The sequence below is a fragment of the Microbispora sp. NBC_01389 genome, assembly GCF_045040095.1.
Taxonomy (GTDB): domain Bacteria; phylum Actinomycetota; class Actinomycetes; order Streptosporangiales; family Streptosporangiaceae; genus Microbispora.
In genome coordinates, this window is the sequence record NZ_CP109552.1 from 3553445 (window position 1) to 3576428 (window position 22984).

Genomic DNA, 22984 nt, shown 5'->3' on the forward strand with positions numbered 1-22984 from the left:
GAACGGCGGATCACCTTAGTTGCCGATCATCTCGTCTGGCTAACATCTCCGCCGCAGGAAGCGCCGTGCCAGCCGCCGTAGTCGGCGAGGAAGAGGGCCTCGGTGGTGATGGTCCGCCGCAGCTCCTCCAGCACCAGCCGCTCGTTCGGAGCGTGGATCGAGGCGCCGTCGTCCTCCGCGCCGTACAGCAAGATCTCGGCCTGGGGGAACTGCCGGGCGAGGGCCGCGACCAGCGGGATCGACCCACCCTGGCCGACCTGCCGCGGCGGGCGGCCGAACGCCCGCTCCAGCGCCCGCTCGGCGGCGTTCATGGCCGGGCCGCCCGGTTCGATCTGGAACCCGGAGCCGGTGACGAAGTCGCCGAAGGAGACCTTGACCCCCCAGGGCGCGACCTTCTCCAGGAAGGCCGTCACGTCGTCCAGCGCCTGCCTGGCGCTTCCGCTCGCCGGGATGCGGAGCGTGACGCGGGCCCGGGCGACGGCCTGGACCGCGTTGATCGCGCCGCTCACGGTCGGCACGTCAAGCCCGGTCACCGTGATCGCGTACGACGCCCACAGGCGGTCGGCGAGTGAGCCGTCGCCGACGAGCGAGACGCCGTCGAGCACGCCGGCGAGGCCGCGGAACTCCTCTTCCGCCAGCGTCTCGCCGGGGAAGACGCCGGGCTCCAGGCCCGGCACGCGGACGACGCCGGTGTCGTCGTGCATCGCGCTCAGCATGCGCATGAGCGCGGCCAGCGCGTCGGGGGCGGCGCCGCCGAAGGCGCCGCTGTGCAGGGCCTCGGCGAGCGTGCGGACCTCGATCGTGAACGCGGCCATGCCCCGCAGCGAGGTCGTGAGGGCGGGCTCGCCCACCTCGGGGTTGCCGACGTCGGCGATGACCATGGCGTCCGCGCGCAGCAGCTCGGGGTTGGCCGCGACGAAGTCCTCAAGCCGCTCCCCGGCGTACTCCTCCTGGCCCTCGACGATGACCTTCACGCCGACCGGGAACCGGCCGCCGAAGGCGCGCAGCGCGGCGACGTGCGTGATGACGCCGCTCTTGTCGTCGGCGACGCCACGGCCGTACATCGCTCCGTCGACGATCGTGGGTTCGAACGGCGGGGTACGCCACAGGGCGAGGTCGCCCGAGGGCTGCACGTCGTAGTGGGCGTAGAGCAGCACGGTCGGGGCGCCGTCGGGCGCGGGCGCCTCGGCGAACACGGCGGGGAAGCTGCCCTCGACCGGAATCTGCCTGACGTGGGGGAGGCCGGCCGCGCGCAGCAGGCGCTCCACGAGCGCCGCGGCCTCCAGGACCGGGGCCTCGGCGTGGCCGGGGAACGCGACGGACGGGATGGCGGCCAGGCGCCTGAGGTCCTCGACGGTCTGCGGCATTCCTGCCTCGACGGCGCGCTCGATCTCCTCAGGTGTCACGGCGTTCTCCCGATGTGCGTGGTTTCGGTCGTTACGGCCGACCGATTGACCCCATTTGACCACAGCGTCCGTCGGCCCTCCGCCGACGTCTCGGCGGCCTCAATCTACCTTGACGGATTTCGTTGCCGTTACAACACGATGTCGCGGAATCCGAACTTCTTGCATAGTGAAGCCACGCAATCACTTGGCAAAACGCAGAAGCGGCGTGCACACTGTGGGCAGTACAGATCACTTCAGGGAAGGTTGCGATGACGCGCCCCGACGTTCTCAAGGCCGCACAGGACAATCTGTGGATGCACTTCACGCGCCACTCCTCCTACGAAGGAGGGGAGGTGCCCATGATCGTGCGGGGCGAGGGGGCCTACGTCTACGACATCCACGGCAAGCGCTACCTCGACGGCCTGGCCGGGCTGTTCGTGGTCCAGGTCGGGCACGGCCGCGCCGAGCTCGCCGAGGCCGCCGCACGGCAGGCCAAGGAGCTGGCGTTCTTCCCGCTGTGGTCGTACGCGCATCCCCAGGCCGCCGAGCTCGCCGCCCGGCTCGCCGAGCTCACCCCCGGCGACCTCAACCGCGTCTTCTTCACCACCGGCGGCGGAGAGGCCGTCGAGTCGGCCTGGAAGCTGGCGAAGCAGTACTTCAAGATCAAGGGCAAGCCGCTGAAGACCAAGGTCGTCAGCCGGTCCATCGCCTACCACGGCACCCCGCAGGGCGCGTTGTCGATCACCGGCATCCCGGCGCTCAAGCAGATCTTCGAGCCGCTGGTCCCCGGCGCGATCAAGGCCCCCAACACGAACCTCTACCGCGCCGACGAGATCTCCGGCTTCCCCGGCCTGGAGAAGGACCCCGAGGCGTTCGGCCGCTGGGCCGCCGACCAGATCGGCAAGGCCATCGAGATGGAGGGCCCGGACACCGTGGCCGCCGTCTTCGTCGAGCCGGTGCAGAACGCCGGCGGCTGCTTCCCGCCGCCCCCCGGATACTTCCGGCGCCTGCGCGAGATCTGCGACGCCCACGACGTGCTGCTCGTCTCGGACGAGGTCATCTGCGCCTTCGGCCGGCTGGGCACGATGTTCGGCGGCCAGAAGTTCGACTACGTGCCGGACATCATCACCTGCGCAAAGGGTCTGACCAGCGGTTACTCGCCCATCGGGGCGATGATCGTCTCGGAGCGTCTGTTCGAGCCGTTCAAGCACGGCGACGAGACCTTCGCGCACGGCTACACCTTCGGCGGCCACCCGGTGTCGGCCGCCGTCGCCCTGGCCAACCTCGACATCTTCGAGCGGGAGGGCCTGCTTGAGCACGTCACGGCCAACGAGCCGGTGTTCAAGGCGACCCTCGACCGGCTGCTGGACCTGCCGATCGTCGGCGACGTCCGCGGCTCGGGCTACTTCTACGGGATCGAGCTGGTCAAGGACAAGTCCACCAAGCAGACGTTCAACGAGGAGGAGTCGGAGCGCCTGCTCCGCGGCTTCCTCTCGAAGGCGCTGTACGACGCCGGTCTGTACTGCCGGGCGGACGACCGCGGGGACCCGGTCGTGCAGCTCGCCCCGCCGCTGATCTGCGGCCCCAAGGAGTTCGACGAGATCGAGTCGATCCTCCGTTCGGTGCTCACCGAGGCGTGGGCCCGCCTGTAGCCCGTGGAGCTCGTGCGGCCGGGGTAGGGGGCGACCGTGACGAGTGACCGCTTGAAAGGACACAACTCATGAAGATCGGCGTGCCCGCCGAGGTCAAGAACCACGAATACCGCGTCGCCGCCACCCCGGCCGGCGTCCACGAGCTCGTCCGTCACGGACACGAGGTCAGCGTCCAGCGCGGCGCCGGTCTCGGTTCCCACATCACCGACGAGGAGTACCTGTCGGTCGGCGCCAAGCTCGTCGAGAGCGCCGACGAAGTGTGGGCCGAGTCGGAGATGATCCTCAAGGTCAAGGAGCCCGTCGAGGAGGAGTACCACCGGCTCCGCGCGGACCAGATCCTGTTCACCTACCTGCATCTGGCCGCCTCCCGGCCCTGCACCGACGCGCTGCTCGCGGCCGGCACCACCGCCGTCGCGTACGAGACGGTCCAGGCCGGCCACACGCTGCCGCTGCTGGCCCCGATGTCGGAGGTCGCCGGGCGGCTCGCCCCGCAGGTCGGCGCGTACAACCTGATGCGCTTCAACGGCGGGCGCGGTGTGCTCCCCGGCGGCGTGCCCGGCGTGGCCCCGGCCAAGGTCGTCGTGATCGGCGGCGGTGTCTCGGGCCTCAACGCGGCGCAGATCGCCGTCGGCATGGGCGCGGACGTGACGATCCTCGACATCAACATCGACCGCCTCCGCTTCATCGACGCCATCTACCAGGGCCGGCTGAAGACGCTGGTCTCCACGCAGTACGCCGTCGAGCGGGCCGTGCTGGAGGCCGACCTGGTCATCGGCGCGGTGCTCATCCCGGGCGCGAAGGCTCCGACGCTCGTGTCCAACGAGCTCGTCTCCCGCATGAGGCCGGGCTCCGTGCTCGTCGACATCGCGATCGACCAGGGCGGGTGCTTCGAGGACTCCCGGCCGACCACCCACGACGACCCGACGTTCCGCGTGCACGAGTCGGTCTTCTACTGCGTCGCGAACATGCCGGGCTCGGTGGCCAACACCTCCACCTTCGCGCTGACCAACGCGACCCTGCCCTACGTCGTGAGGCTCGCCGACAAGGGCTGGCGGGAAGCGCTGCGCGGCGACGAGGCGCTCGCGCTGGGCCTCAACACCCACGCCGGGGTGCTGACCAACGAGCCGGTCGGGCTCGCCCACGGCCTGTCGTACACGCCGGTCACGGACATCATCGCCGCCTGACCGGCGGGCCGGGCGGCCGGGAGGAGAGGTCAGCGCAGCCCGAAGTGGCTGCGCAGGTCCCGCGCGGTGCCGAGGACGTGCTCGACCTCGGCGGGAGTGGGCCAGGGGGCCGTGCCGGGCCGCAGCAGGGTGGCGCGCACCAGGCCGAGATGCTCGATGGCGGCCAGGTGCAGCCCGCTCGTCCGGGCCAGCAACTCCACCATGCCGCCGACCGCGCCGCCGACCATGCCACCGGTCGGGACGTCCGGCAGGCCGCGGCTGAGCGACTCGCGGGCGACCAGATCCCAGGTGCCGAGGATCTCGACCAGTGCGGCGGGCTCGGCCGCGGCGTCGCCGCGCCTGCGCGCCGCCGCCACCGCCAGCTCGGCGCGCGCCGCCTGCTCCGGCTCGGCAGGGCGGGTCCAGTACGGCGGGGGCGGGTCCAGCAGGCAGCCCTCGGTCTCCACACAGCCGCCGGTGAGGGGCAGCACCTTCCGCAGCTCCGCCTGGGCGGCCTGGTGCCCGCGTTCGGCCGCCCGCCGGAACCAGTGCCGCGCGCCCTTCAGGTCGTTGTGCTCGGAGACGAGCAGCGACCCGAACCGGTACGCCGCCTCGGGGTCGTCCGCCGCGGACCGCCCGAACCAGTGCGCCGCCGAGAGGCGGTCGTCCAGCCGCAGGCAGATCAGGCCGGCCATCCGGGACGCCTCCTGGCTGCCCGTGTGCGCGGCCCGCTCGAAGCAGGCGAGTGCCGTACGCAGGTCGCCGCGCGTGAGCGCGAGGTCGCCCAGCCGGAAGGCGGCGCCGGGGTGGTCGGCCCGGGCGGCGAGCCGGTAGAACCCCTCCGCGCCCTTGGCGTCGCGGGCCGTGTGCAGGAGCAGGGCCAGGTGATAGGCGGCCTCCGCGTGGCCGCCGCGGGCCGCGTACTCCCACCAGTGCGACGCCTCGGCCTCGTCACCCGCGGTGTAGCCGAGGAAGCCGAGGTCGTGGGCGGACCGCAGGTCGCCGTCGAGGGCCGCCCTGAAGTGCCAGCGCCGGGCGCCCATGCCGTCGCCCTGGTCCTCGCAGAGCAGGGCCAGCCGGCGGGACGCGTGCCGCGAACCGTTCTCGGCCGCCCGCTCGAACCACAGCCGTGCCCCGGCCGCGTCGCCGCGCCGCTCCAGCAGCAACGAGGCGAGGTTGGTCGCGGCGTCCGTGTCTCCGGTGGCGGCCGCGGCCTCGAACCAGCCGACGGCCTCCTCGGTCGTGCCGTGCATCCGGTGCCAGAGCCCCAGGTTGTAGGCGCTGTCGACGTTGCCCGCCTGTGCCGCCCGCTCCCACCAGTGCCGGGCGCCCAGACGGTCGTCGCGCTCCGCGCACAGCCGGCCCAGCCGGTGCGCCGCCTCGCGGTCGCCGTCACGGGCTCTGCCGAGCAGATCGGCCTCGTCCGGTTCCAGGGGTCCGGGGATGCGCGAGACCGGTATCCCGATCCACGCGGCCGTCTCCGCTGCTCCCACTAGTGTCATGCCAGACAGGGTGACACGTAACCGGGACGTCACGGAGCGTTATCGGGAAGACGCCGGGGTCAAGGGGCGCTCGAACTCGATGAAGCCCACGTACATCCCCATTCCGCAGGCGTAGCGGAGCCGTCCCTCCGGCCGGGCGGGCAGGCGCACCGTACGCGCGCCCGTCACGGGGAGCGCGACGTCGCGGCCGTCGACGGCGACAGAGCGGGTGCAGCCGCGGTTGCCCGAGGTCCTGAAGACGATCTCGACGGGCCGTCCGGCCGTCGCGACGGCGACACCCGGCCGGAAACCCCGGTCGGTGGCCCAGATCGTGAGCCGCTGGACCCCGTCCGCGCCGACGTACGCGCGGGCGGCCGCGGCTGCCGGGTAGCCGATCTCCGGCAGCCAGCCACCGAGCCGCAGCCCCGACCCGGCGGTGAACAGCCCGGCGGCCAGGGCCGCGACGCCGCCGAGGACGGCGAGCCGGGTCGTGGCGAGCCCACGCAGCAGCAGTCCGAGCGCGGCGAGGGCCGGAGAGGTGCCCAGAGCGAGCCCGGCGAGCACGGCGGCGCCGCCCGGTGCGGAGCCCGCCGAGACGGCCACGACCTCCAGGCTCACCGTGACGCCACAGGGCATCAGGATCGTGGCCAGGCCGAGCCCGGCCGCCCGCGCCGTCCCCCGCCGCCCCGTGCTTGTCCGCCCCGTGCGTGTCCGTGCAGTGCTTGTCCGTGCAGTGTCTTCCCGGGCCGTGTCCTGCGCGTCTCCGTGCCTGTCCGCGTGCCTGTCCGAGTGTGCGCAGCCGAGGTGACCGGGTGGCGTGTCTCGCGCGGCGGCGCATCCGGCCCGGCCACGCCGGGCGAGCATCCGTACGGCGAGGGCGGCCACCGTGATCCCCGCGGCGACCAGGAGGGCCGCCCGGGTGTGCGGGCCGAGCCGCACGGCCGAGCCGGCCAGGCCGAGCAGCGCCCCCAGGGCGGTGTGGGCGGCGAGCCGCCCGGTAAGGAACGCGGCCACCGCGGGCAGCGCGTCCCGCAGGTCCCGGGCGGTGTGGGTGGCGCGGGTGGCAGGGCCGGCTCCGGCGGCGCCCATGGCTCGGGGAGAGCCCGGAGAGTGGGGGGAGCCGGGGGAGACGAGGCCGATGAGGAGGCCGCCCTGGACCGCGGCGCACGACGCCGTACCCGCGGCGAGACCGGCGACGAGGCCCCCGGCGAACAGGGCGGCCGGGTTCATGGTCAGCCGGTGAGCGCCAGGTCGTCCAGCACTCCGGTCTTCGCGGCCTCGACGATCGAGCCGAACTGGTCGAGGCTCATCTCCACCCGCTGGCCGAAGTCGTCGGTGATCACGACACGGCGCTCGGCCGGCGCGGACACGTCCACGAAGAGCTCGGGGCAGCCGCAGCTGCAGCTGCCACAGAATCGGGCGATGGACTTCACGTGTCCTCCTCGTACGGCGGGGCCTTTGCTCGCAACGTAATGTGATCGACTGGACTCGGCCAGTAACATTTCGCTGACCCCGCGGAGACAGGGGCAAGACAACAGCGCCACCGCCGGGCCAGATGTGCGGGCCAGATGTGCGGGCCAGATGTGCGGGCCAGATGTGCGGGCGGGCCGGACGGGCGGGAGGGCTCAGGCCGTGCGGGCGCGGCGGTGGGCGTCGCCGAGGTAGTCGTCGAGCGCGACACGGGTCGCGCGAAGGGCGGCGTCCGAGGCGTCGAAGGTGCTCTGGGCGACCCCGACGAAGAGACAGTCGACGATGAGCAGCTGGCTGATCCTGCTGGCGAGCGCACCCGGGCGGAACGCCGACTCGCGCCCGGCCGAGATCAGGACGTGTCCGGCGAGCCCGGCCAGGGACGACCGCGGGTTGTTGGTGATCGCCACCACGGTCGCGCCGGCCCCGCGGGCGGCCCGCACCGGGCCCAGCACGTCAGGGGTCTCGCCGGTGCAGCTCACCCCGACGGCGACGTCGCCCTCGCGCAGCAGCGCGGCGCTGGTGAGCGCGAGATGCGCGTCGGTGAAGTGGTTGCCGGGCAGTCCTATGCGCAGCAGCTTCTGCACCATGTCCGCGGCGACGAGGCCGGAGGCGCCGACCCCGTAGACGTCCACGCGGCGGGCGGCGGCGACGGCGTCCACCACCGCCGCGAGGGCGTCGGGGTCGAGCTGGGCCGCCGTGTCGGCGAGCGCCTGCGCCTCGGCCCGCGCGACCTTCGCGATCACATCGGTCAGCGGGTCGTCCGGGGCGAGGTCACCGGGGACGAGCCGTTCGGGGGTGTCCCTGGCCACGGCCGCCGCCAGGGCGAACCGCAGCTGGGAGTAGCCGGCGAAGCCGAGCGACCGCGCGGTCCGCACAATCGTCGCCTCGCTGATCCCCGAGATCGCGCTGACCTCCGTGATCGTGCTGCGGGCCACCGAGGCGGGGTCGTCGAGGATGAGGCGCGCGATGGTCTGGGCGGCGGGGGTGAGCGAGGGCAGCACCGCACGCACCGTCGCGATGGGATTGGCCGGCGCGGCGCCCTCGTTCTCGTTCGTCACGTCAGAGCCTCTCCTGTGCGCGATCAGCTTGGAACCCGCAGACACCTATCCAGGCGTGACAACGGGCACCGGAAGCCAACATTTCGAGACAAGTCCGCCGTGACCGGCACGGGCGACGCGTCCGTGTGAAGACCTCCTGGGGCAGATTACACGCCCATGACGCTTTCTTTTATCGCGGCTGGTGCGGGAGGAAGTTTCCGCCATGCTCAGGCCGGTACGAGATGTGCTGGAGGTGGGCAGGTGCGCGTGCTCGGGCTGATCTCCGGAACCTCTCACGACGGGATCGACACCGCGCTCGTCGACTGGGTCGCGGAGGGGGTGGTGGAGGGGGTCGTGGAGCACACCGGCACGACGCCGTACGCGCCGGAGTCGCGCGCCGCGATCCTGGCCGCACTGCCGCCGAACACCACAGACATGGGCGCGGTCTGCCGGCTCGACACACTGGTGGGCCGGGCGTTCGCCGAGGCGGCGGCGGGCTGCCCGCCGGCCGACCTCGTCTGCTCGCACGGGCAGACGCTTTACCACTGGGTGGAGGACGGCCGGGCGCGCGGCACGTTGCAGCTCGGCGAGGCCGCCTGGATCGCCGAACGGCTCGGCGTGCCGGTCGTGTCGAACCTGCGGGCCCGTGACGTGGCCGCGGGCGGGCAGGGCGCCCCGCTCGTGTCCGCCTTCGACCTGCCGCTGCTCGCCGGGCTGGCCCAGTCACCCGAGCCACCCGGGCCGGTGGGGCGGCCCGGCGCGCTGAACCTCGGCGGCATCGCCAACCTCACCGTGGCGCCCGGCGCGAGCCGGTACGACCACGCCGAGAACCACGCCGGGTGCGCGGCGCCGCTCGCCTACGACACGGGACCGGCCTCGGCGCTCATGGACGCGGCCGTGTTCGCCGCCACCGGCAGGCCGTACGACGAGGACGGCCGGCTGGCGGCGGCGGGGCGGGTCCACGACGGCCTGCTGGCCGAGTTGCTCGCCGAGCCCTACTACCGTCGCCCGCCGCCCAAGACGACGGGCAAGGAGCTGTTCCATGGGGGATACCTCGACCGGGTGGCCGGGCCGTACGGGCTCGGCCTGCCCGACCTGGTGGCGACGCTGGCCGCGCTCACCGCCGAGACCGTCGCGGCGGAGATCCGGCGGCACCGGCTCGGCACGGTGGTGGTCTCCGGCGGCGGGCTGCGCAACCCGGTCCTGATGCGGGAGCTGCGCGAGCGGTCCGGCAGCGGCGTGCGGATGCTGACAAGCGATCACCTCGGCGTGCCGCCGGACGCCAAGGAGGCCGTCGCGTTCTCCTATCTCGGCTGGCTGACCGCGCACGGCCTGCCGGGCACCGTGCCCGCGTGCACGGGCGCGTCGGGGCCGCGGGTGCTGGGCTCACTCACTCCCGGCCGCGGCCCTCTCCGCCTGCCCGCGCCGCTCGCCGCGCCGCCCCGGGTCATCCGCATGCGGGTAGCTGAGGGCCGCCCCGCACGCTGAGGATGTCCCCGGCGCGGCCTCGCTCAGCGTGCGGCGCGCAGCGCCGCGATGAACCACTCGAACGCCGGCACCGAGGGCGGGAACGGCGGCCGGTCGTTGAGCACGCCGAGCAGCTGCCAGTAACGCTCCACCCGGCGGTCGGTGAACCGCTCCAGCGCGTCGGCGAGCCGCGCGCGCTCGCCGGCGGGCAGGCCCGGGCCGACCAGCCGGTCCACGATCTGCCCGCCCTCCGCCGACTCGGGGCCGATCCCCTGGTCAAGGGCCCGCCCGGCCTCGGTCAGGACCGCCTGCGGGTCGTTCGGCACCGGCGGCGGTTCCGCCTGGCCGGTCGCCATCTGGCGCACCCGCTCGCGGAAGCCGGGGTCGGCGACCAGCCCGGCGAGCTCGATCCAGGCCTCCACCTGCTCGACGGTGGGCTCGTCCGGCAGCTCTTCGGGCAGCCCGCGCATCGACTGCGCGATCCCCGCGCCGGGCGCGGCGGGGTCGGTGCCGGCGAACGTCTCGTCGACGAACTCGTCGATGATCCGCCGCCGCTCACGTGCGGACAGCCGGGACAGTTCGTGCATCAGTCTCATCTCCTCAGCGGTGCAGTGGCCTTCCGCGACCGACCGCATGACGGCACGCCGGGCCTGGAGGACGCGGATCTCCGCGTCGAGCACGGCGACGTGCGTCCGCGCCACCTCCGTCAGGCCCGTCCGCCTGGTCACGACCCGCTCCACGGTGGGCAGGTCGAGCCCGAGGTCGCGCAGCGTGCGCACCAGGTGCAGCCGGGCCACGGCCTCCGCGTCGTAGAGCCGGTAGCCGCCCGCCGACCGGCCCGCCGCCGGGAGCACCCCGGCGTCGGACCAGAACCGGATCGTGCGCACCGGCACGCCGGTCAGGCGTGCCAGCTCTCCGATCGTGAGCGGGCTCGGCTCGCTGCGGTCGTTCACATCCACAGCGTGGACCCTCCAGCCGGTGGAGACTCAAGCCCTTTCACGCCAGCCAGCCGGGCTTCACCAGACCCGACTCGTACGCGATGACGACGAGCTGTGCGCGGTCGCGGGCGTGCAGCTTGGTCATCATGCGGCTGACGTGCGTCTTCGCCGTCGCGGGCGACATGAAGAGACGGGTGGCGATCTCGTCGTTCGTCATGCCGGCGCCCACGAGGGCGAGCACCTCCCGCTCCCGCTCGGTCAGCGGGGCGAGGCCGGTGGTGACGCCCGGTTCCTTGGCCCGGGCGGCGTACTCGGCGATGAGGCGGCGCGTCACGCCGGGGGACAGCAGCGCGTCGCCGCCGGCCACCACCCTGACCGCCTGGATGAGCTCGGCCGGCTCGGTGTCCTTGACCAGGAAGCCGCTCGCCCCGCCGCGCAGCGCCTCGAAGACGTACTCGTCCAGCTCGAAGGTGGTGAGCATGATGATCTTCACGTCGGCGAGGCCGGGGTCGCCGGCGATGCGGCGGGTGGCGGTCAGGCCGTCCATGCCGGGCATCCTGATATCCATCAGCACCACGTCGGGGCGCAGGTCCCGGGTCAGCAGGACGGCCTGCTCGCCGTCGCCCGCCTCGCCCACGACGGTCATGCCCTCCTGCGCGTCGAGCAGGGCCCGGAACCCCGCCCGCACCAGGGCCTGGTCGTCGGCGAGCAGCACGCGGATCACTTCGGTTCCTCCGGTTCCGTGGACGGGGGTAAGGGTGGCTGGGGTACGGGTGGCTGGGGCACGGGTGGCTGGGGCACTGGCGGCAGGGGGAGGCGGGCCGCCACGCGGAAGCCGCCGCCCGGCCGGGGACCGGCCGTGAGTGATCCGCCGAGCGCCGCCGCCCGCTCGCGCATGCCGGGCACGCCGTTGCCGCCTCCCAGCCCCGCCACCGCCCGCGCCGCCCCCGCGCCGTCGTCCTCGATCACCAGGCCCAGCTCGTCGGCGGCGTACGCGACCCTGATCGTCACGCGGGAGCCCGGCGCGTGCCGGGAGACGTTGGTGAGCGACTCCTGGACGATCCGGTATCCGGCCCGGTCGATGCCGGGGGGCAGCGGGCGCGGATCCCCGGCGACCTCCACGGTCACGGGCAGGCCGCTGCCCGCGGCGAGGCCGGCGAGGTGGGCCATCCCGGCCGTGGGAGACCGCGGCGCGCCGTCCTTCAGCAGGCTGAGCACCCCGCGCATCTCGGTGAGCACGTCTCTCGACGCCTGCTTGATCGCGGTCAGCGCGGTGCGGGCCTGCTCCGGATGGTCGTCCAGCAGGTGCAGCGCGGTGGACGCCTGCACGTGGATCAGCGAGATGTTGTGGGCCAGCACGTCGTGCAGCTCCTGGGCCATGGTCAGCCGTTCCTCGCTGGCCTGCCGTCTGGCCTCCTCGCGTTCCACCCGCCGGCGCTCGGCCAGGCGCTCGCGGCGCACCCGGTGCCACTCGGCGACGGTCAGCGTGAGCAGCAGGTACGCCGCGACCGCGGTGTGGTGGAAGAGCCCCGCCCGGTGCGGGATGAACCAGGTCGCGTAGACGACCACGAACAGGAAGAACGCCCCCGACGCCGACCACGCCGCCCGGCGGTGCCCGTTCCCCACCGCGCTGAAGATCACAATGACCGGGCTGAAGAAAACCGGCCCGTACGCGAAGTCGAACAGCATGTAGACCGAGGTCGCGGTGAGCGTGACGACCAGCGCGGCGACCGGGGCGCGGCGGCGCAGCGCGATGGCGCCCGGCCCGACCAGCAGCAACGCGCAGCCCCACCAGGTCAGCGGCACCCGCCCGAGGTCCGGGTTGCGCAGCTGCCAGGACTGGGCGCCGAACGTCAGGAACACCTGGGCGATCCCGACGACGACCGGCAGAACGGGATCGACGCGGTGATACAAGTCGGAACGGGAGCGCACATCCGCACGCTAGGCCCTTCCCGCCGATGGTCGCATCCGACCGGGGCCGCATGGCCGCGTACGTCCGGGGGAGTAGCCGGGCGGGCGTCCAAAAGTGGACATTCCCGTTTCGGTCTGACTCCGGTGAGTCATGCTGGAGTGATCGCTCACGTGGTGGAGGTGCCGCACGCATGAGGAGTGTCGTCGTCACGTCGCTGGGAGTGCTCACGCTGGCGGGCCTGCTCGCCCCGCCCGCCGAGGCGGCTCCGGCCGTACACCCGCCACCTCCCAAGGAGGTCAAACGGCCGGTCGCGGAGGGGTACGGCGGGGCGGTGGCCACCGTGGACCTCGACGCCAGCAAGGCCGCACTCACGGTGCTGCGCCAGGGCGGCAACGCCATGGACGCGGCGGTGGCGGGGGCGGCCGCGCTCGGCGTGACCGAGCCCTACTCGGCCGGTCTCGCGGGCGGCGGCTTTCTCCTCTACTACGACGCGCGCCACCGGAAGGTGACCACGATCGACGGCCGTGAGACCGCCCCCCGGGCGATGAACTCGACGGCTCTGGAGGGCATCCCGTTCGCCGAGGCCGTCAGCAGCGGCCTGTCGGTGGGCGTGCCGGGCAGCGTCGCGCAGTGGGACCTGGCGCTGCGGAAGTACGGCACGATGTCGCTGCGGCAGGCGCTGCGCCCCGCGATCGAGATCGCCGACAGGGGCTTCGTCGTCGACCAGACGTTCCACGACCAGACCCAGCAGAACGCCGACCGGTTCGCCGACTTCACCCCGACCGCGGCGCTCTATCTGCCGGGCGGGCAGCCGCCGCCGGTCGGGTCGCTCCTCCGCAACCCCGACCTCGCACGCACCTACCGTGAGCTGGGCATCCGCGGCCCCGCCTGGCTGTACGGCGGCGACCTCGGCCGGGAGATCGTCAACACGGTGAAGAAGCCGCCGGTGCGCGCGGGCGCCACCCGGAACGTCCGGCCCGGGCTCATGGAGGTGAGCGACATCAGGGCCTACCGCGCGCTCGAACGGCCGCCGGCGAAGGTCACGTACAAGGGCCTGGACGTGTACGGCATGGCGCCGCCGTCCTCGGGCGGATCGACGGTGGGCGAGGCGCTCAACATCCTGGAGGCGCTGCCGAAGATCGGCCCGCACGAGTATCTGGAAGCCTCCCGGCTCGCCTTCGCCGACCGCAACGCCTACGTCGGCGACCCCGCGTACACGCGGGTGCCGCTCGGGGACCTGCTGTCGGACGGGTTCGCCAAGGAGCGCGCCTGCCTGATCGGCCCGCGGGCGATGCCGCACCCCGCCGCGCCCGGATCGCCCGACGGCTCCTACTCCGCCTGCGCCTCCCCGGCAACCCCTGCCGCCCCGGCGGCCACGGCGCCGGAGGAGAAGAAGGAGGGCCCGGAGACCACCCACCTCGTGGTGACCGACCGCTGGGGCGACGTGGCGGCCTACAACATCACGATCGAGCAGACCGGCGGCAGCGGAATGGTGGTGCCGGGCCGCGGCATCCTGCTCAACAACGAGCTGACCGACTTCACCTTCGGCCCGGCGCCCGGTGACCCCAACCTGCCCGCTCCCGGCAAGCGCCCGCGGTCGTCCATGGCCCCCACGATCGTGCTCAAGGACGGCAGGCCCCTGCTCGCCGTGGGTTCGCCCGGCGGCGCCACGATCATCACGACCGTGCTGCAGATCCTGGTCAACCGGCTCGACTTCGGCATGTCCCTGCCCGACGCCGTGGCCGCGCCGCGGGCCTCGCAGCGAAACACCGCCGCCACCCAGGCCGAGCCCGCGTTCACCCAGCGGTACGGCGCGGAGTTGACGGCGCTCGGTCACACGCTGACGGACGTCCCCGGACCGCCGGCAGGAGAGATCGGCGCGGCGACCGGCCTGGAGTTCCTCCGGGACGGCAAGGTCCAGGCCGTCGCCGAGCCCGCACGCCGAGGCGGAGGCAGCGCACTCGTGGTCGGCACCCACCGCTGAACCGGCGGATGACCGCGCCCGAGAGGTCCTGGCCCGATTGTCCTGGCATGGTGAAGCCGCCGACGGGCGCGGTCGTCGGCGGCTGGTACAGGTATGTCAGCGAACCAGGAGGTACGCCACCACGGCGAGGACGACGACAAGCGCCACGCCGATGGCGATCCACATCGGCAGGCGGGACGGCCGCTCCTGGGAGATCTCCGCGTCCTGCTGCTGAGCGAACACCCGGAAAGCCTGCGTGTTTCCGGCCGGGTCGATCTGAGGGTCGGACATGGGCACGACTCTAGCGACAGACGAGGCCCCCTGGCCGCGATTTGTCGGATTTCGAGCTCTCTCACCGCCGGGACGTGGGCGGATGAGCGCCCCCGCCGGTCGCCCCGAGCCGGACAACCGCGGCGCGGGTGCGGGACCGCCGCGACCGGCGGATAGCGTGGTAACCATGCTCCGCACCCTCCTGTCTCCTCGGCTGGTGGCCCTGCACCTGCTGGTCATCGGGGTGCTCGTGTCGTTCACGTTCCTCGGCCGCTGGCAGCTCGGCGTCTTCGAGTCGTCGGGCGCGCCGCGTCGGGCCCCCGATCCCGCTCCGGTCGCCGTCGCGCAACTGACCCAGGTCGGGCGGTACGTCGCCGTGGACGCCGTGGGCCGCAGGGTGACCGCGACCGGCGCCTACGACGCGGCGGGCCAGCTTCTGGTGGCCGACCGGGTCGCCGACGTCGCCGCGCCCGGTGGACGGGCCGCCCGGGGAGACGGATTCTGGCTGCTCACCCCGCTGCGGCTCGCTGACGGCACGGTCGTCCCGGTCGTACGCGGCTGGGTCCGCTCGCCCGGGGATCCCGCGACCGCCGTGCCGGAGGGGCCGGTCACGGTGAGCGGACGGCTGCGGCCCGCGGAGCAGACCGACGACGTGCAGCGCACCGGGCTGCTCCCGCGCGGCCAGGTGGCGACCGTGTCGACGGCGGAGCTGATCAACATGTGGCCGGACGCGCGGGTGCGGGACGGGTTCGTCGTCGCCGCCGCCCAGGAGCCGCCCTCCCACGCCACGCCCGTGGCCGTGCCCGCCCCGGCCATCGGCGGCGGCCTGACCTGGCGGAACCTCGCCTACGCGCTCCAGTGGTGGGTCTTCGCGTTGTTCGCCGTGTACATGTGGTTCCACTTCGTCCGCGACACCCTGCGCGGACGGCGGCAGGAGCCCTCAGGACCGGAGTCGAAGGGGCCGGAGTCGGCGGGGCCGGCCGCGCCCGCGGAGGCCTGACCGCGACCCGCTGCCGGGCCCTGGAACCGGAACCGGCGGCCGGCACGGATATCGTGTGGTGACCGTTTCCCCAGCAGAGGTGTTGATCGACGTGGAGTCCGCGCTCAACTTCTACCGCGTCATGGCGTACGTCGTCGGCGTCATGCTGCTCGTGCTCTGTGTCGGCATGGTCGTCAAGTACGGCTTCGACAACGGCACGATGGTCGCGGTGGTCGGGCCGATCCACGGCTTCCTCTACATGGTCTACCTGGTGGCCGCGATCAACCTGGGCCTGATCAAGGCGCGCTGGTCGCTCGGCTACATGCTGCTCGTGCTCGTGGCGGGCACGATCCCGTTCCTGTCCTTCGTGCTGGAGCGGAGCGTCACCGAGCGGACCCGCAGGACGATCGCCGCCACCTCGTGAGGGCGTGCGGAATCCCGGCCGCGCGGCCCGTGGGGGCGGCGGCCAGGACCTTCCGGCGCCGGGGCTCCAGCCGGCTGTAGAAGCCGGTTCTAGCCGCCGATCTGGCGGCGCCGGATGCGCTTGAGGCGTGCCCGCTGCGACTCGTCGAGCATGAAGTAGGCGACGACCGGGGCGCCCAGCACGCCGACCGTGATCAGCCAGGCCAGGAGCGCCGGCACCGGCAGGATGAACACCAGCACGGCCACCACCGCCGCGCCCACGTAGTACTTGCCCAGTGGCGACATCGTCAGGCCTTTCGTGTGGATCCCCGATGGGGGATCGTCCGCGTCGCCTGGACAACGCCCGGGGCGGGCGGCGAGTTCCGCACGCGCGGCCCGCGCTCAGCCCTCGCCGGACTCGGGCTTGCCCATCGCCTTGCGGATCAGGTCGCGGGCACGATCCATGATCGCCAGCGGGGGGCCCATCAGGATGTTCTCGGCCGGCGAGGTGACCCCCGGATGCGGGTGCGTGGGCGCGACGGCCTCCGCGGCCCTGACCCCCACGGCCATCGCCCTGCGCTGGCCCTCGGACGTACACGCCTTCAACTCGGAGAACTCGTAGCGCTCCTCGGCGGCGGCGTGCGCGAACACGGCGGCCCTGAGCCGCTCCAGCTCCTGGGTGAACCCCGGCGCCGTCGCGTCCATCTCGTCGAGACGGCAGAGCAGTTCCTTCGCCTCTTCCTCCTCCTGCAGCCGGTTGTCCACGATCGCGTCCCCGCCGACCAGCTTGCGCCGGGCGTAGGGATGAACGATCTCCTCCTCGGCCGTCTCGTGCACGGCGAGCATGCGGGCGAGGCGGCTGAAGGCCTCCTTGCGCTCCTTCCCGCGGCATCTGTCCACCTCGTCGAACAGCTCCCGGATGAGGGCGTGCTGCTGGATCAGGAGATCGATCACGTCGTTCTCCCGCATGGTCTCCGGCCTTGTCTGGCGGTCCATAGCGCCTCCTTCCTGGTCATATCCGGGCTACCCGGAACCTGGACCCGAAACCACGACCGGCGGAATCGGCGCGGATACCGCCGCAGGTCACACGGGATCGCGCTGTGCCGCACGGGATCCGCGGCGGTGCGCTGCACGGGATCTGCACAGTCGCGGACGGCCCTTCTGCACAGGCGGGTCCTACGCTTCGTGCATGGCCTTCCCCCAGCAACGCCGTGTGCTCGTGGTCGAGGACGACCAGACCATCGCGAACGCCGTACGCCTCAGGCTCCTCGCGGAGGGGTTCGACGTGCGGGTGGCGGGCGACGGCGAGGCGGCGCTCGCGGCCTACGCGAAGGCCGAGCCCGACCTGGTGGTCCTCGACCGGCTGCTGCCCGGCCTGGACGGCCTGGAGGTCTGCCGGAGGATGCAGGCGGCCCGTCCGGTGCCGGTGCTCATGCTGACCGCGCTCGGCGAGGAGACCGACGTGCTGGTCGGCCTCGGCGTGGGCGCCGACGACTACATCACCAAGCCCTTCAGCATGCGGGAACTCGTCGCCCGCATCCACGCGCTGCTGCGGCGGGTGGAGCGGGCGGGCCTGCTGGCCCAGGAGGAGACGGTGATCCGGATCGGCGAGGTCGAGATCAACACGGCCGAGCGCCGCGTGTTCGTCCGGGGCACCGAGGCGCAGCTCACCCGTACCGAGTTCGATCTGCTGCGGCGCCTCGCCGAGCGCCCCGGCCAGGTCTTCGAGCGGGAGCGGCTGCTCTCGGACATCTGGGGCTTCTCCGAGGCCGCCGCGACCCGGACCGTGGACAGCCACATCCGCGCCCTGCGCCGCAAGCTCGGGTCCGAGGTCGTCCGCACCGTCCACGGTGTCGGCTACGCGCTCGTCCGCCCGTGACGCGCGCCGCGAAAGAAAGAGCCACCCGATGAGGCCGCTCGACTTCCTCGGCCGGATCAAGGTCAAGCTCGGGATCGTGATCGTGCTCGCCGTGGTCGCGGCGTTCGTCGTCAACGAGGTGGGCATCAACTCCGGCCTGACCCGCGACCTGAGGATCGCGATCGCCGTCGCCCTCGCGATGGTCATGGTGCAGTTCCTCGCCCGGGGCATGATCCGGCCGCTGCGCGAGATGGCCGCCGCCGCGCAGACGATCGCCAAGGGCCGGTACGGCCTGCGGGTGACGGCGACCTCCCGCGACGAGGTGGGCGAACTGGCCCGCGCCTTCAACGCGATGGCGACCGATCTCGCGGAGGTCGACCGGCAGCGGCGCGACCTGGTGGCCAACGTCAGCCATGAGCTGCGCACCCCGATCGCCGGTCTGCAGGCGGTGCTGGAGAACGTCGTCGACGGCGTGTCACCGCCCGACCTCGACACCCTGGGCACGGCCCTCGCCCAGACGCAGCGGCTGGGCCGTCTCGTGGCCCAGCTTCTCGACCTGTCGCGGCTCGACTCGGGGGCGCGCCTGATCGAACCGGAGAACCTCGACCTCGCGTCGCTGTGCCGTCAGGCGGTCTCGGAGGCGTCGATCGCGCGTGACGACGTGACCGTGGAAAGCGCGGTGCCGCCGGGGACCGTCCTCGCCGCCGACCCGGCCCTGCTCGCGCAGGTGCTGGCCAACCTGCTCGACAACGCCGTACGGCACAGCCCGCCGGGCGGGCGGGTCCGGGTGGAGACGCGGGCCGCCGGGCTGGCCCTGGAGATCAGCGTGGTCGACGACGGCCCCGGCATCCCGCCGAGGGAGCGGGCCCGGGTGTTCGAGCGCTTCTCCCGGCTCGACGCCGGGCGGGCCGCCGACGCGGGCGGCGCGGGGCTCGGTCTCGCGATCGCCAGGGAGATCGCCGAGTTGCACGGAGGGACGATCACCGTGGCCGACCCGCCGCCGGCGGCCGTGAACGGTCACCGACCGGCCGGGGGCTGCCGGATGGTCGTCGCGTTGCCACGGCACAGAGACCCGGCGACCGGGGAGGGCCCGGACGCGCCCCTCCACGCCGGTGAGCGAAGGGGAACCATGAACGCCAAGCAGGCCGGCGGGGGCCGTCCCGGAGACCAGCACGAGGAAGCCGCTCTGCCGGCTCCCCCCGCCGAGGCGCTGAGGATGCCCGGTGTCCCCGCAACACTCCCGGACACCGGGCTTCCGGAGCCTGGGCGTGTGGACGTGCTCACGGATGGGGGGGTGGAGCGCGGGACGACCGTGACCGGTCACGCGGAGCGGCACGGCGTGGTCCCGGCCGTGCCCACGGAGCACGGGCCCGCGGATCCGCCTGCCGACTCGGCTACCGGTCCGCCTGCCGGCTCGGATGTCGGCCCGCGGGCCGATCCGCCGGGGGCCTGGCCGTACGCCGCGCTCGCCCAGGTCCGGCACGGGCGGTCCGCACGGGCCGCTCTCGGCGCGGGCCTCGGCATGGTGGGAGGGTTCCTCGCCGGGCTGATCGCGGCGGCCGTCCTCGGGGTGTACGGCGAGGGGCTGCTGGGCGCCGCCGCGATCCTGCTGTTCACCGTCGGCGGCGCGGCGGCGGGCGCCGCTTTCGGCTCGTCCCCGGTCCACCGGTACGCCGGGGCACCGCAGAGGACGCCGGGGGAGACGCAGCAGGAGGAGACGCAGCAGGAGGAGACGCAGCGGGAGGAGGCACCGTGGAGCGAGGCGCCCGCGTACGTGCCACCCCCACTCTTCCCCAGGCCGGATCTGCCGGACGCGCCCCGGTGGCTGTTGCCGGCCGGAGCGGCGGCCGGCCTGGTCGCGGCCATCGCCCTGCCGTACGCGTCGGCCGGGCTCGGTTCCGTGCTGACGGCGGTGGCGCTGGGGGCGGCGGCCTTCCCGGCGGTGCTGCCGCGGCGGCGCGGCCGGCTCACCCCGTGGACGGTGGCCCTCGGCCTCCTGGCGTACGCGCTGGTCGCCGTGGCCCTCTTCCGCGACGCGGAATGGCTGGTCGCGCCGGTGCTGCTGGCGGCGTTCGCCGTGGGGTCGCTCGCGCTGTCCGGCGGCGGGCGGGGCTGGCTCGGGGTGATCAGGGGAGGGATCTCGGTCGTCTTCGCGATGCTGCCGGTGCCGTGGTTCCTGGCCGGGCCGGTCCGGGATCTGGCCCGGCGTAGCCGCGTGCTGCCCACCCTGGCCGGCGCCGCCGTCACCGTCGTGCTCCTGGCCGTCTTCGGCCTGCTGTTCGCCTCGGCCGACGCCGTCTTCTCGGCGTTCGTGGGCGACCTGCTGCGGACGCCCGACTGGGCCTGGGACCTGCCGTACCGGATCTTCGTGTTCTGCGTGTTCGCGGTGCTGGCCGTGGCGGCGGCGCTGGTGGGACTGCGTCCGGTGGCCGAGCCCGCCCCGCCCGACCTGCGGATCTCCCTCGGCCGTCAGGTGTGGATGATCCCGCTGATCGGGCTGAACCTGCTGTTCGCGGCGTTCGTGGCCGTGCAGATCACGGTGTTGTTCGGCGGAAGCCGCAGGGTGCTGTCGACGGCGGGCCTCACCTACGCGGAGTATGCCAGGTCAGGCTTCTTCGAACTCGTCACGGTCAGCGTCTTCGTGCTCGGCGTCGTCGCGGGCACGGTCGCGCTGCTGCGCCGGCAGAGCCGGGCCGACCGCCGGCTGCTCGCCGCGCTGCTCGGCCTGCTGTGCGCGTTCACGCTCGTCGTCCTCGCGTCTGCGCTGCACCGTCTCGGCCTCTACACCGACGCGTACGGCCTGTCGCGGCTGCGGGCCTCGGTGGAGGCGACGATCTGGTGGCTCGGCGCGGTGTTCGTGCTGGTGCCGGTGGCCGGGGTGGTCCGCCTGGCCGGCGGCGGCGCCGGGTGGTTCTTCCGCGGGCTGGTGCTGCTCACCGGGGTGTCGCTGCTGGCGTTCGCGGTCTGGGACCCCGACGCGCGGGTGGCCGAGACCCAGCTCACGATCCGGGGAGTGGCGCGGCTCGACCACGGCTACCTGGGTGACCTTGGCGCGGAGGCCGTGCCGATCCTGGACCGGCTGCCCGAGCCCGACCGCAGTTGCGTGCTGCGGGACGTCGTGGCGGCCAACCGGCTCGACCGGCCGGACTCCTGGAACGACTGGAACCTCGCCCGCGCCCGCGCCCGCGAGGTGCTGGCGAAGCGGCCGGTGCTGCCGGGCGGCGACTGCCCGGTCTCCGACCGCGGATACGCCTACGACTGACCCCGATACGACTGACCCCGATACGACTGACCCCGATACGACTGACCCCGATATGACCGGCACCGATATGACCGGCACCGATATGACCGGCCCGTGGTTCAGCCGGTGAGGACCTGGCGCAGTGTGACGGCGAAGTTGTCCGGGTCGCCCGGCGCGCCGAACGTGTCGTCGAGGAACCCGCCGTGGTTGCCGGGGAACGTCACGGGCTCGGTGCCGAGCCGCTCGGCCACCGCCACGCCCGCGCGGTACGCCAGCTGCCCCGCCGACTCGACGCCGACACCGAGGACGACGCGGGTGCCGGCCGCGCGCAGCGCCTCGAAGTCGGGCTCGTAGTGGGTGCAGGTCACGAGGTTCTGCGCGAACAGCGGGTCGTCGCGGGTGCCGTCGTCCTCGGCTGGCAGCCCGAACTCGGCCGGGTTCGGCCTGGGCTGGTCGGCGAAGTCCGCCGGGATATCGCCCTGGTGGCCGACGACCGCGATGAACTTCACCATCGCCGGGCCGAAGCCCTCCTTGTCGTACGTCTGCCGGATGTCGGCGACGGCGGCGAGCGCCCGCTCCCGGTCGGGCAGCACCTGGGCGGTGGGGGGCTCGTGCGCCACGAGTGTGTGCACCTGCTCCGGATGCCGGGCCACGAGCGCGAGCCCGTTGACCGCGCCGCCGCTGCTGGCGAAGACGTCCACCGGCCCGCCGCCGAGCGCGTCGATCAGCCGGTGCAGGTCGTCGGCGTGCAGCTCGGGCGTCGACTCGGCGGCGCCGTCGGTCCGGACGCTCCGCCCGATCCCGCGGGGGTCGTAGGTCACCACCGTGCGATCCTCGAAGTGCCCGGCCAGGGCGGTGAACCCCCGCGCGTCCATCGGCGACCCGATCATCAGCAGGATCGGCGCGTCGCTCTCCCAGGCCTCGCGCACGTCGTAGTGCAGTGTGCAGCCGGGCACCTCAAGGGTGTGCGTCCTGGGGTCGGTCACGTGCTCGCTCCTCTACGGCAGGTGGGATCGGACCGGCGGAAGCGACAGCTCTCCATCACGGCCGGTCACAGCCTATATCGAACACGTCATCGAATGGAACCCGGTCGGCGAATCGGGGCGCTCCGGCCGTCACACGGCCGCGCGGGCCTCCGCGACCTGCCGCGCGACGCCCTCGGCGCCGCTCTCCTCGGCGAGCCGGGCCGCCTCGCCGAGCAGCCGCAGGGCGTCCTCTCCGCGGTTCTGCGCGGCGGCGATGTAGGCCAGCCCGACCAGGTTGGCGGCGACGCCCGGCTGGAAACCGATCTCCCGGCGCAGCCGCGCCGACTCCTCCAGAAGCTCCCGCGCCGGCTCCAGCCGTCCGGCCAGGTGCTCGGCGACGCCCAGGTGCCTGAGCGCGTACGACATCGTCAGCGTGTCGCCGGTCGCCTCGGCGAGTTCGTACGAGCGCCGCAACGCGGCCCCGGCCGCCTCGTGGTCGCGCCGTACCACCTGCTGGAAGCAGCCGATCCAGAAGAGCGCCTCGCCCTCGCCGCGCAGGTCGCCGAGCCGCCGGTAGAGATCGGCGGCGCGCTCGAACAGGTCCGGCTCGCGAGGGTCCTCCTCGCCGCTCTCCAGGAACCGCGCGTGGACGATCCGCCCGCGCGCCAGGGCGAGATCGGCCTCGACCGCGTCCAGCTCCCGATCGGCGTCGGTGAGAGCCGAGGCGTCCCCGCCGAAGACGGCCCGCTCGTAGAGGGTTCCGGCCCGTTCGAGCCGTGGGTCACCGCTCATGCCCGGTCC

The 22984-nt window shown here is 73.3% G+C and carries 21 protein-coding genes; 8 read left to right on the plus strand and 13 right to left on the minus strand.

The window, feature by feature from the left end; all coding sequences use genetic code 11:
• Window positions 1-26 precede the first annotated feature (26 nt).
• Entirely contained in the window at window positions 27-1406 is a 1380-nt protein-coding gene (locus tag OG344_RS16150; protein WP_405088920.1) for a M20/M25/M40 family metallo-hydrolase, read from the minus strand.
• Between the two features lie 248 nt (window positions 1407-1654).
• Here OG344_RS16150 and OG344_RS16155 point away from each other — a divergent pair, with 248 nt between their 5' ends.
• Window positions 1655-3037, plus strand: a complete 1383-nt coding sequence (locus OG344_RS16155) for an aspartate aminotransferase family protein (RefSeq protein WP_405088921.1) — start codon at window positions 1655-1657, stop codon at window positions 3035-3037.
• Between the two features lie 68 nt (window positions 3038-3105).
• Window positions 3106-4221, plus strand: coding sequence for an alanine dehydrogenase (gene ald / locus OG344_RS16160; protein WP_405088922.1), 1116 nt, complete (start codon window positions 3106-3108; stop codon window positions 4219-4221).
• A 29-nt stretch (window positions 4222-4250) separates the two neighbouring features.
• Here the strand turns inward: ald and OG344_RS16165 are convergent, their stop codons facing one another.
• The 4 genes from OG344_RS16165 to OG344_RS16180 all read right to left on the minus strand — a co-directional run bounded on the left by OG344_RS16165 (window position 4251) and on the right by OG344_RS16180 (window position 8209).
• Entirely contained in the window at window positions 4251-5702 is a 1452-nt protein-coding gene (locus OG344_RS16165; protein WP_405088923.1) for a tetratricopeptide repeat protein, read from the minus strand.
• 39 nt (window positions 5703-5741) lie between these two features.
• Complete coding sequence (locus tag OG344_RS16170) at window positions 5742-6911, minus strand: sulfite exporter TauE/SafE family protein (protein ID WP_405088924.1); 1170 nt, start codon at window positions 6909-6911, stop codon at window positions 5742-5744.
• A 2-nt stretch (window positions 6912-6913) separates the two neighbouring features.
• Window positions 6914-7114: a hypothetical protein gene (locus OG344_RS16175; protein WP_327044092.1), complete on the minus strand. Its 201-nt coding sequence runs from the start codon at window positions 7112-7114 to the stop codon at window positions 6914-6916.
• A gap of 192 nt (window positions 7115-7306) precedes the next feature.
• A complete protein-coding gene (locus tag OG344_RS16180) occupies window positions 7307-8209 on the minus strand; it encodes a MurR/RpiR family transcriptional regulator (protein ID WP_405088925.1) in 903 nt (300 codons plus the stop codon).
• A gap of 240 nt (window positions 8210-8449) precedes the next feature.
• Here OG344_RS16180 and OG344_RS16185 point away from each other — a divergent pair, with 240 nt between their 5' ends.
• A complete protein-coding gene (locus OG344_RS16185; protein ID WP_405088926.1) occupies window positions 8450-9676 on the plus strand; it encodes an anhydro-N-acetylmuramic acid kinase in 1227 nt (408 codons plus the stop codon).
• A 23-nt stretch (window positions 9677-9699) separates the two neighbouring features.
• Here OG344_RS16185 and OG344_RS16190 read toward each other — a convergent pair whose 3' ends face one another.
• The 3 genes from OG344_RS16190 to OG344_RS16200 are packed head-to-tail and all read right to left on the minus strand — an operon-like array spanning window position 9700 to window position 12525.
• Window positions 9700-10608 carry a MerR family transcriptional regulator gene (locus OG344_RS16190; RefSeq protein WP_405088927.1) on the minus strand — a complete coding sequence of 303 codons (909 nt, stop codon included), beginning with the start codon at window positions 10606-10608 and terminating at the stop codon, window positions 9700-9702.
• A 43-nt stretch (window positions 10609-10651) separates the two neighbouring features.
• A complete protein-coding gene (locus OG344_RS16195; RefSeq protein ID WP_405088928.1) occupies window positions 10652-11317 on the minus strand; it encodes a response regulator in 666 nt (221 codons plus the stop codon).
• Window positions 11314-12525 carry a sensor histidine kinase gene (locus OG344_RS16200; RefSeq protein ID WP_405088929.1) on the minus strand — a complete coding sequence of 404 codons (1212 nt, stop codon included), beginning with the start codon at window positions 12523-12525 and terminating at the stop codon, window positions 11314-11316. The genes OG344_RS16195 and OG344_RS16200 overlap by 4 nt, the downstream gene beginning before the upstream one ends.
• Window positions 12526-12695: 170 nt before the next feature.
• On the opposite strand from OG344_RS16200, the gene ggt reads away from it, so the two are divergent.
• Window positions 12696-14489 carry a gamma-glutamyltransferase gene (gene ggt / locus OG344_RS16205; RefSeq protein ID WP_405088930.1) on the plus strand — a complete coding sequence of 598 codons (1794 nt, stop codon included), beginning with the start codon at window positions 12696-12698 and terminating at the stop codon, window positions 14487-14489.
• Between the two features lie 96 nt (window positions 14490-14585).
• On the opposite strand, the gene OG344_RS16210 is transcribed toward ggt, so the two are convergent.
• Window positions 14586-14759 (minus strand): hypothetical protein, encoded by a 174-nt coding sequence (locus OG344_RS16210; protein ID WP_191909883.1) that lies wholly within the window; start codon window positions 14757-14759, stop codon window positions 14586-14588.
• Between the two features lie 166 nt (window positions 14760-14925).
• On the opposite strand from OG344_RS16210, the gene OG344_RS16215 reads away from it, so the two are divergent.
• Together OG344_RS16215 and OG344_RS16220 are read left to right on the plus strand one after the other, a co-directional pair.
• Window positions 14926-15738 carry an SURF1 family protein gene (locus OG344_RS16215; RefSeq protein ID WP_327044099.1) on the plus strand — a complete coding sequence of 271 codons (813 nt, stop codon included), beginning with the start codon at window positions 14926-14928 and terminating at the stop codon, window positions 15736-15738.
• Between the two features lie 58 nt (window positions 15739-15796).
• The gene (locus OG344_RS16220) at window positions 15797-16141 is read left to right on the plus strand and encodes a DUF3817 domain-containing protein (RefSeq protein WP_405088931.1); all 345 of its coding nucleotides are present in this window, start codon (window positions 15797-15799) and stop codon (window positions 16139-16141) included.
• An 89-nt stretch (window positions 16142-16230) separates the two neighbouring features.
• On the opposite strand, the gene OG344_RS16225 is transcribed toward OG344_RS16220, so the two are convergent.
• Both OG344_RS16225 and OG344_RS16230 read right to left on the minus strand, forming a co-directional pair.
• Complete coding sequence (locus tag OG344_RS16225) at window positions 16231-16425, minus strand: hypothetical protein (RefSeq protein ID WP_405088932.1); 195 nt, start codon at window positions 16423-16425, stop codon at window positions 16231-16233.
• Between the two features lie 96 nt (window positions 16426-16521).
• Window positions 16522-17115: a hemerythrin domain-containing protein gene (locus tag OG344_RS16230; protein WP_405088933.1), complete on the minus strand. Its 594-nt coding sequence runs from the start codon at window positions 17113-17115 to the stop codon at window positions 16522-16524.
• A gap of 193 nt (window positions 17116-17308) precedes the next feature.
• Here OG344_RS16230 and OG344_RS16235 point away from each other — a divergent pair, with 193 nt between their 5' ends.
• Window positions 17309-17998, plus strand: coding sequence for a response regulator transcription factor (locus OG344_RS16235; protein ID WP_405088934.1), 690 nt, complete (start codon window positions 17309-17311; stop codon window positions 17996-17998).
• Window positions 17999-18026: 28 nt separating this feature from the next.
• Entirely contained in the window at window positions 18027-21239 is a 3213-nt protein-coding gene (locus OG344_RS16240) for a DUF4153 domain-containing protein (protein ID WP_405088935.1), read from the plus strand.
• 98 nt (window positions 21240-21337) lie between these two features.
• Here the strand turns inward: OG344_RS16240 and OG344_RS16245 are convergent, their stop codons facing one another.
• Both OG344_RS16245 and OG344_RS16250 read right to left on the minus strand, forming a co-directional pair.
• A complete protein-coding gene (locus OG344_RS16245) occupies window positions 21338-22204 on the minus strand; it encodes an alpha/beta fold hydrolase (RefSeq protein ID WP_405088936.1) in 867 nt (288 codons plus the stop codon).
• A gap of 129 nt (window positions 22205-22333) precedes the next feature.
• Window positions 22334-22975: a hypothetical protein gene (locus OG344_RS16250; RefSeq protein ID WP_405088937.1), complete on the minus strand. Its 642-nt coding sequence runs from the start codon at window positions 22973-22975 to the stop codon at window positions 22334-22336.
• Window positions 22976-22984 lie beyond the last annotated feature (9 nt).

Excerpts from the sequence above, each read along its gene's own strand:
- OG344_RS16165 (WP_405088923.1), bottom strand. The coding sequence starts at position 5,702 with ATGACACTAGTGGGAGCAGCGGAGACGGCCGCGTGGATCGGGATACCG.
- OG344_RS16155 (WP_405088921.1), top strand. The coding sequence starts at position 1,655 with ATGACGCGCCCCGACGTTCTCAAGGCCGCACAGGACAATCTGTGGATG.
- OG344_RS16230 (WP_405088933.1), bottom strand. The coding sequence starts at position 17,115 with ATGGACCGCCAGACAAGGCCGGAGACCATGCGGGAGAACGACGTGATC.
- OG344_RS16170 (WP_405088924.1), bottom strand. The coding sequence starts at position 6,911 with ATGAACCCGGCCGCCCTGTTCGCCGGGGGCCTCGTCGCCGGTCTCGCC.
- OG344_RS16235 (WP_405088934.1), top strand. The coding sequence starts at position 17,309 with ATGGCCTTCCCCCAGCAACGCCGTGTGCTCGTGGTCGAGGACGACCAG.
- OG344_RS16240 (WP_405088935.1), top strand. The coding sequence starts at position 18,027 with ATGAGGCCGCTCGACTTCCTCGGCCGGATCAAGGTCAAGCTCGGGATC.
- OG344_RS16215 (WP_327044099.1), top strand. The coding sequence starts at position 14,926 with ATGCTCCGCACCCTCCTGTCTCCTCGGCTGGTGGCCCTGCACCTGCTG.
- OG344_RS16210 (WP_191909883.1), bottom strand. The coding sequence starts at position 14,759 with ATGTCCGACCCTCAGATCGACCCGGCCGGAAACACGCAGGCTTTCCGG.
- OG344_RS16225 (WP_405088932.1), bottom strand. The coding sequence starts at position 16,425 with ATGTCGCCACTGGGCAAGTACTACGTGGGCGCGGCGGTGGTGGCCGTG.
- ggt (WP_405088930.1), top strand. The coding sequence starts at position 12,696 with ATGAGGAGTGTCGTCGTCACGTCGCTGGGAGTGCTCACGCTGGCGGGC.
- ald (WP_405088922.1), top strand. The coding sequence starts at position 3,106 with ATGAAGATCGGCGTGCCCGCCGAGGTCAAGAACCACGAATACCGCGTC.
- OG344_RS16250 (WP_405088937.1), bottom strand. The coding sequence starts at position 22,975 with ATGAGCGGTGACCCACGGCTCGAACGGGCCGGAACCCTCTACGAGCGG.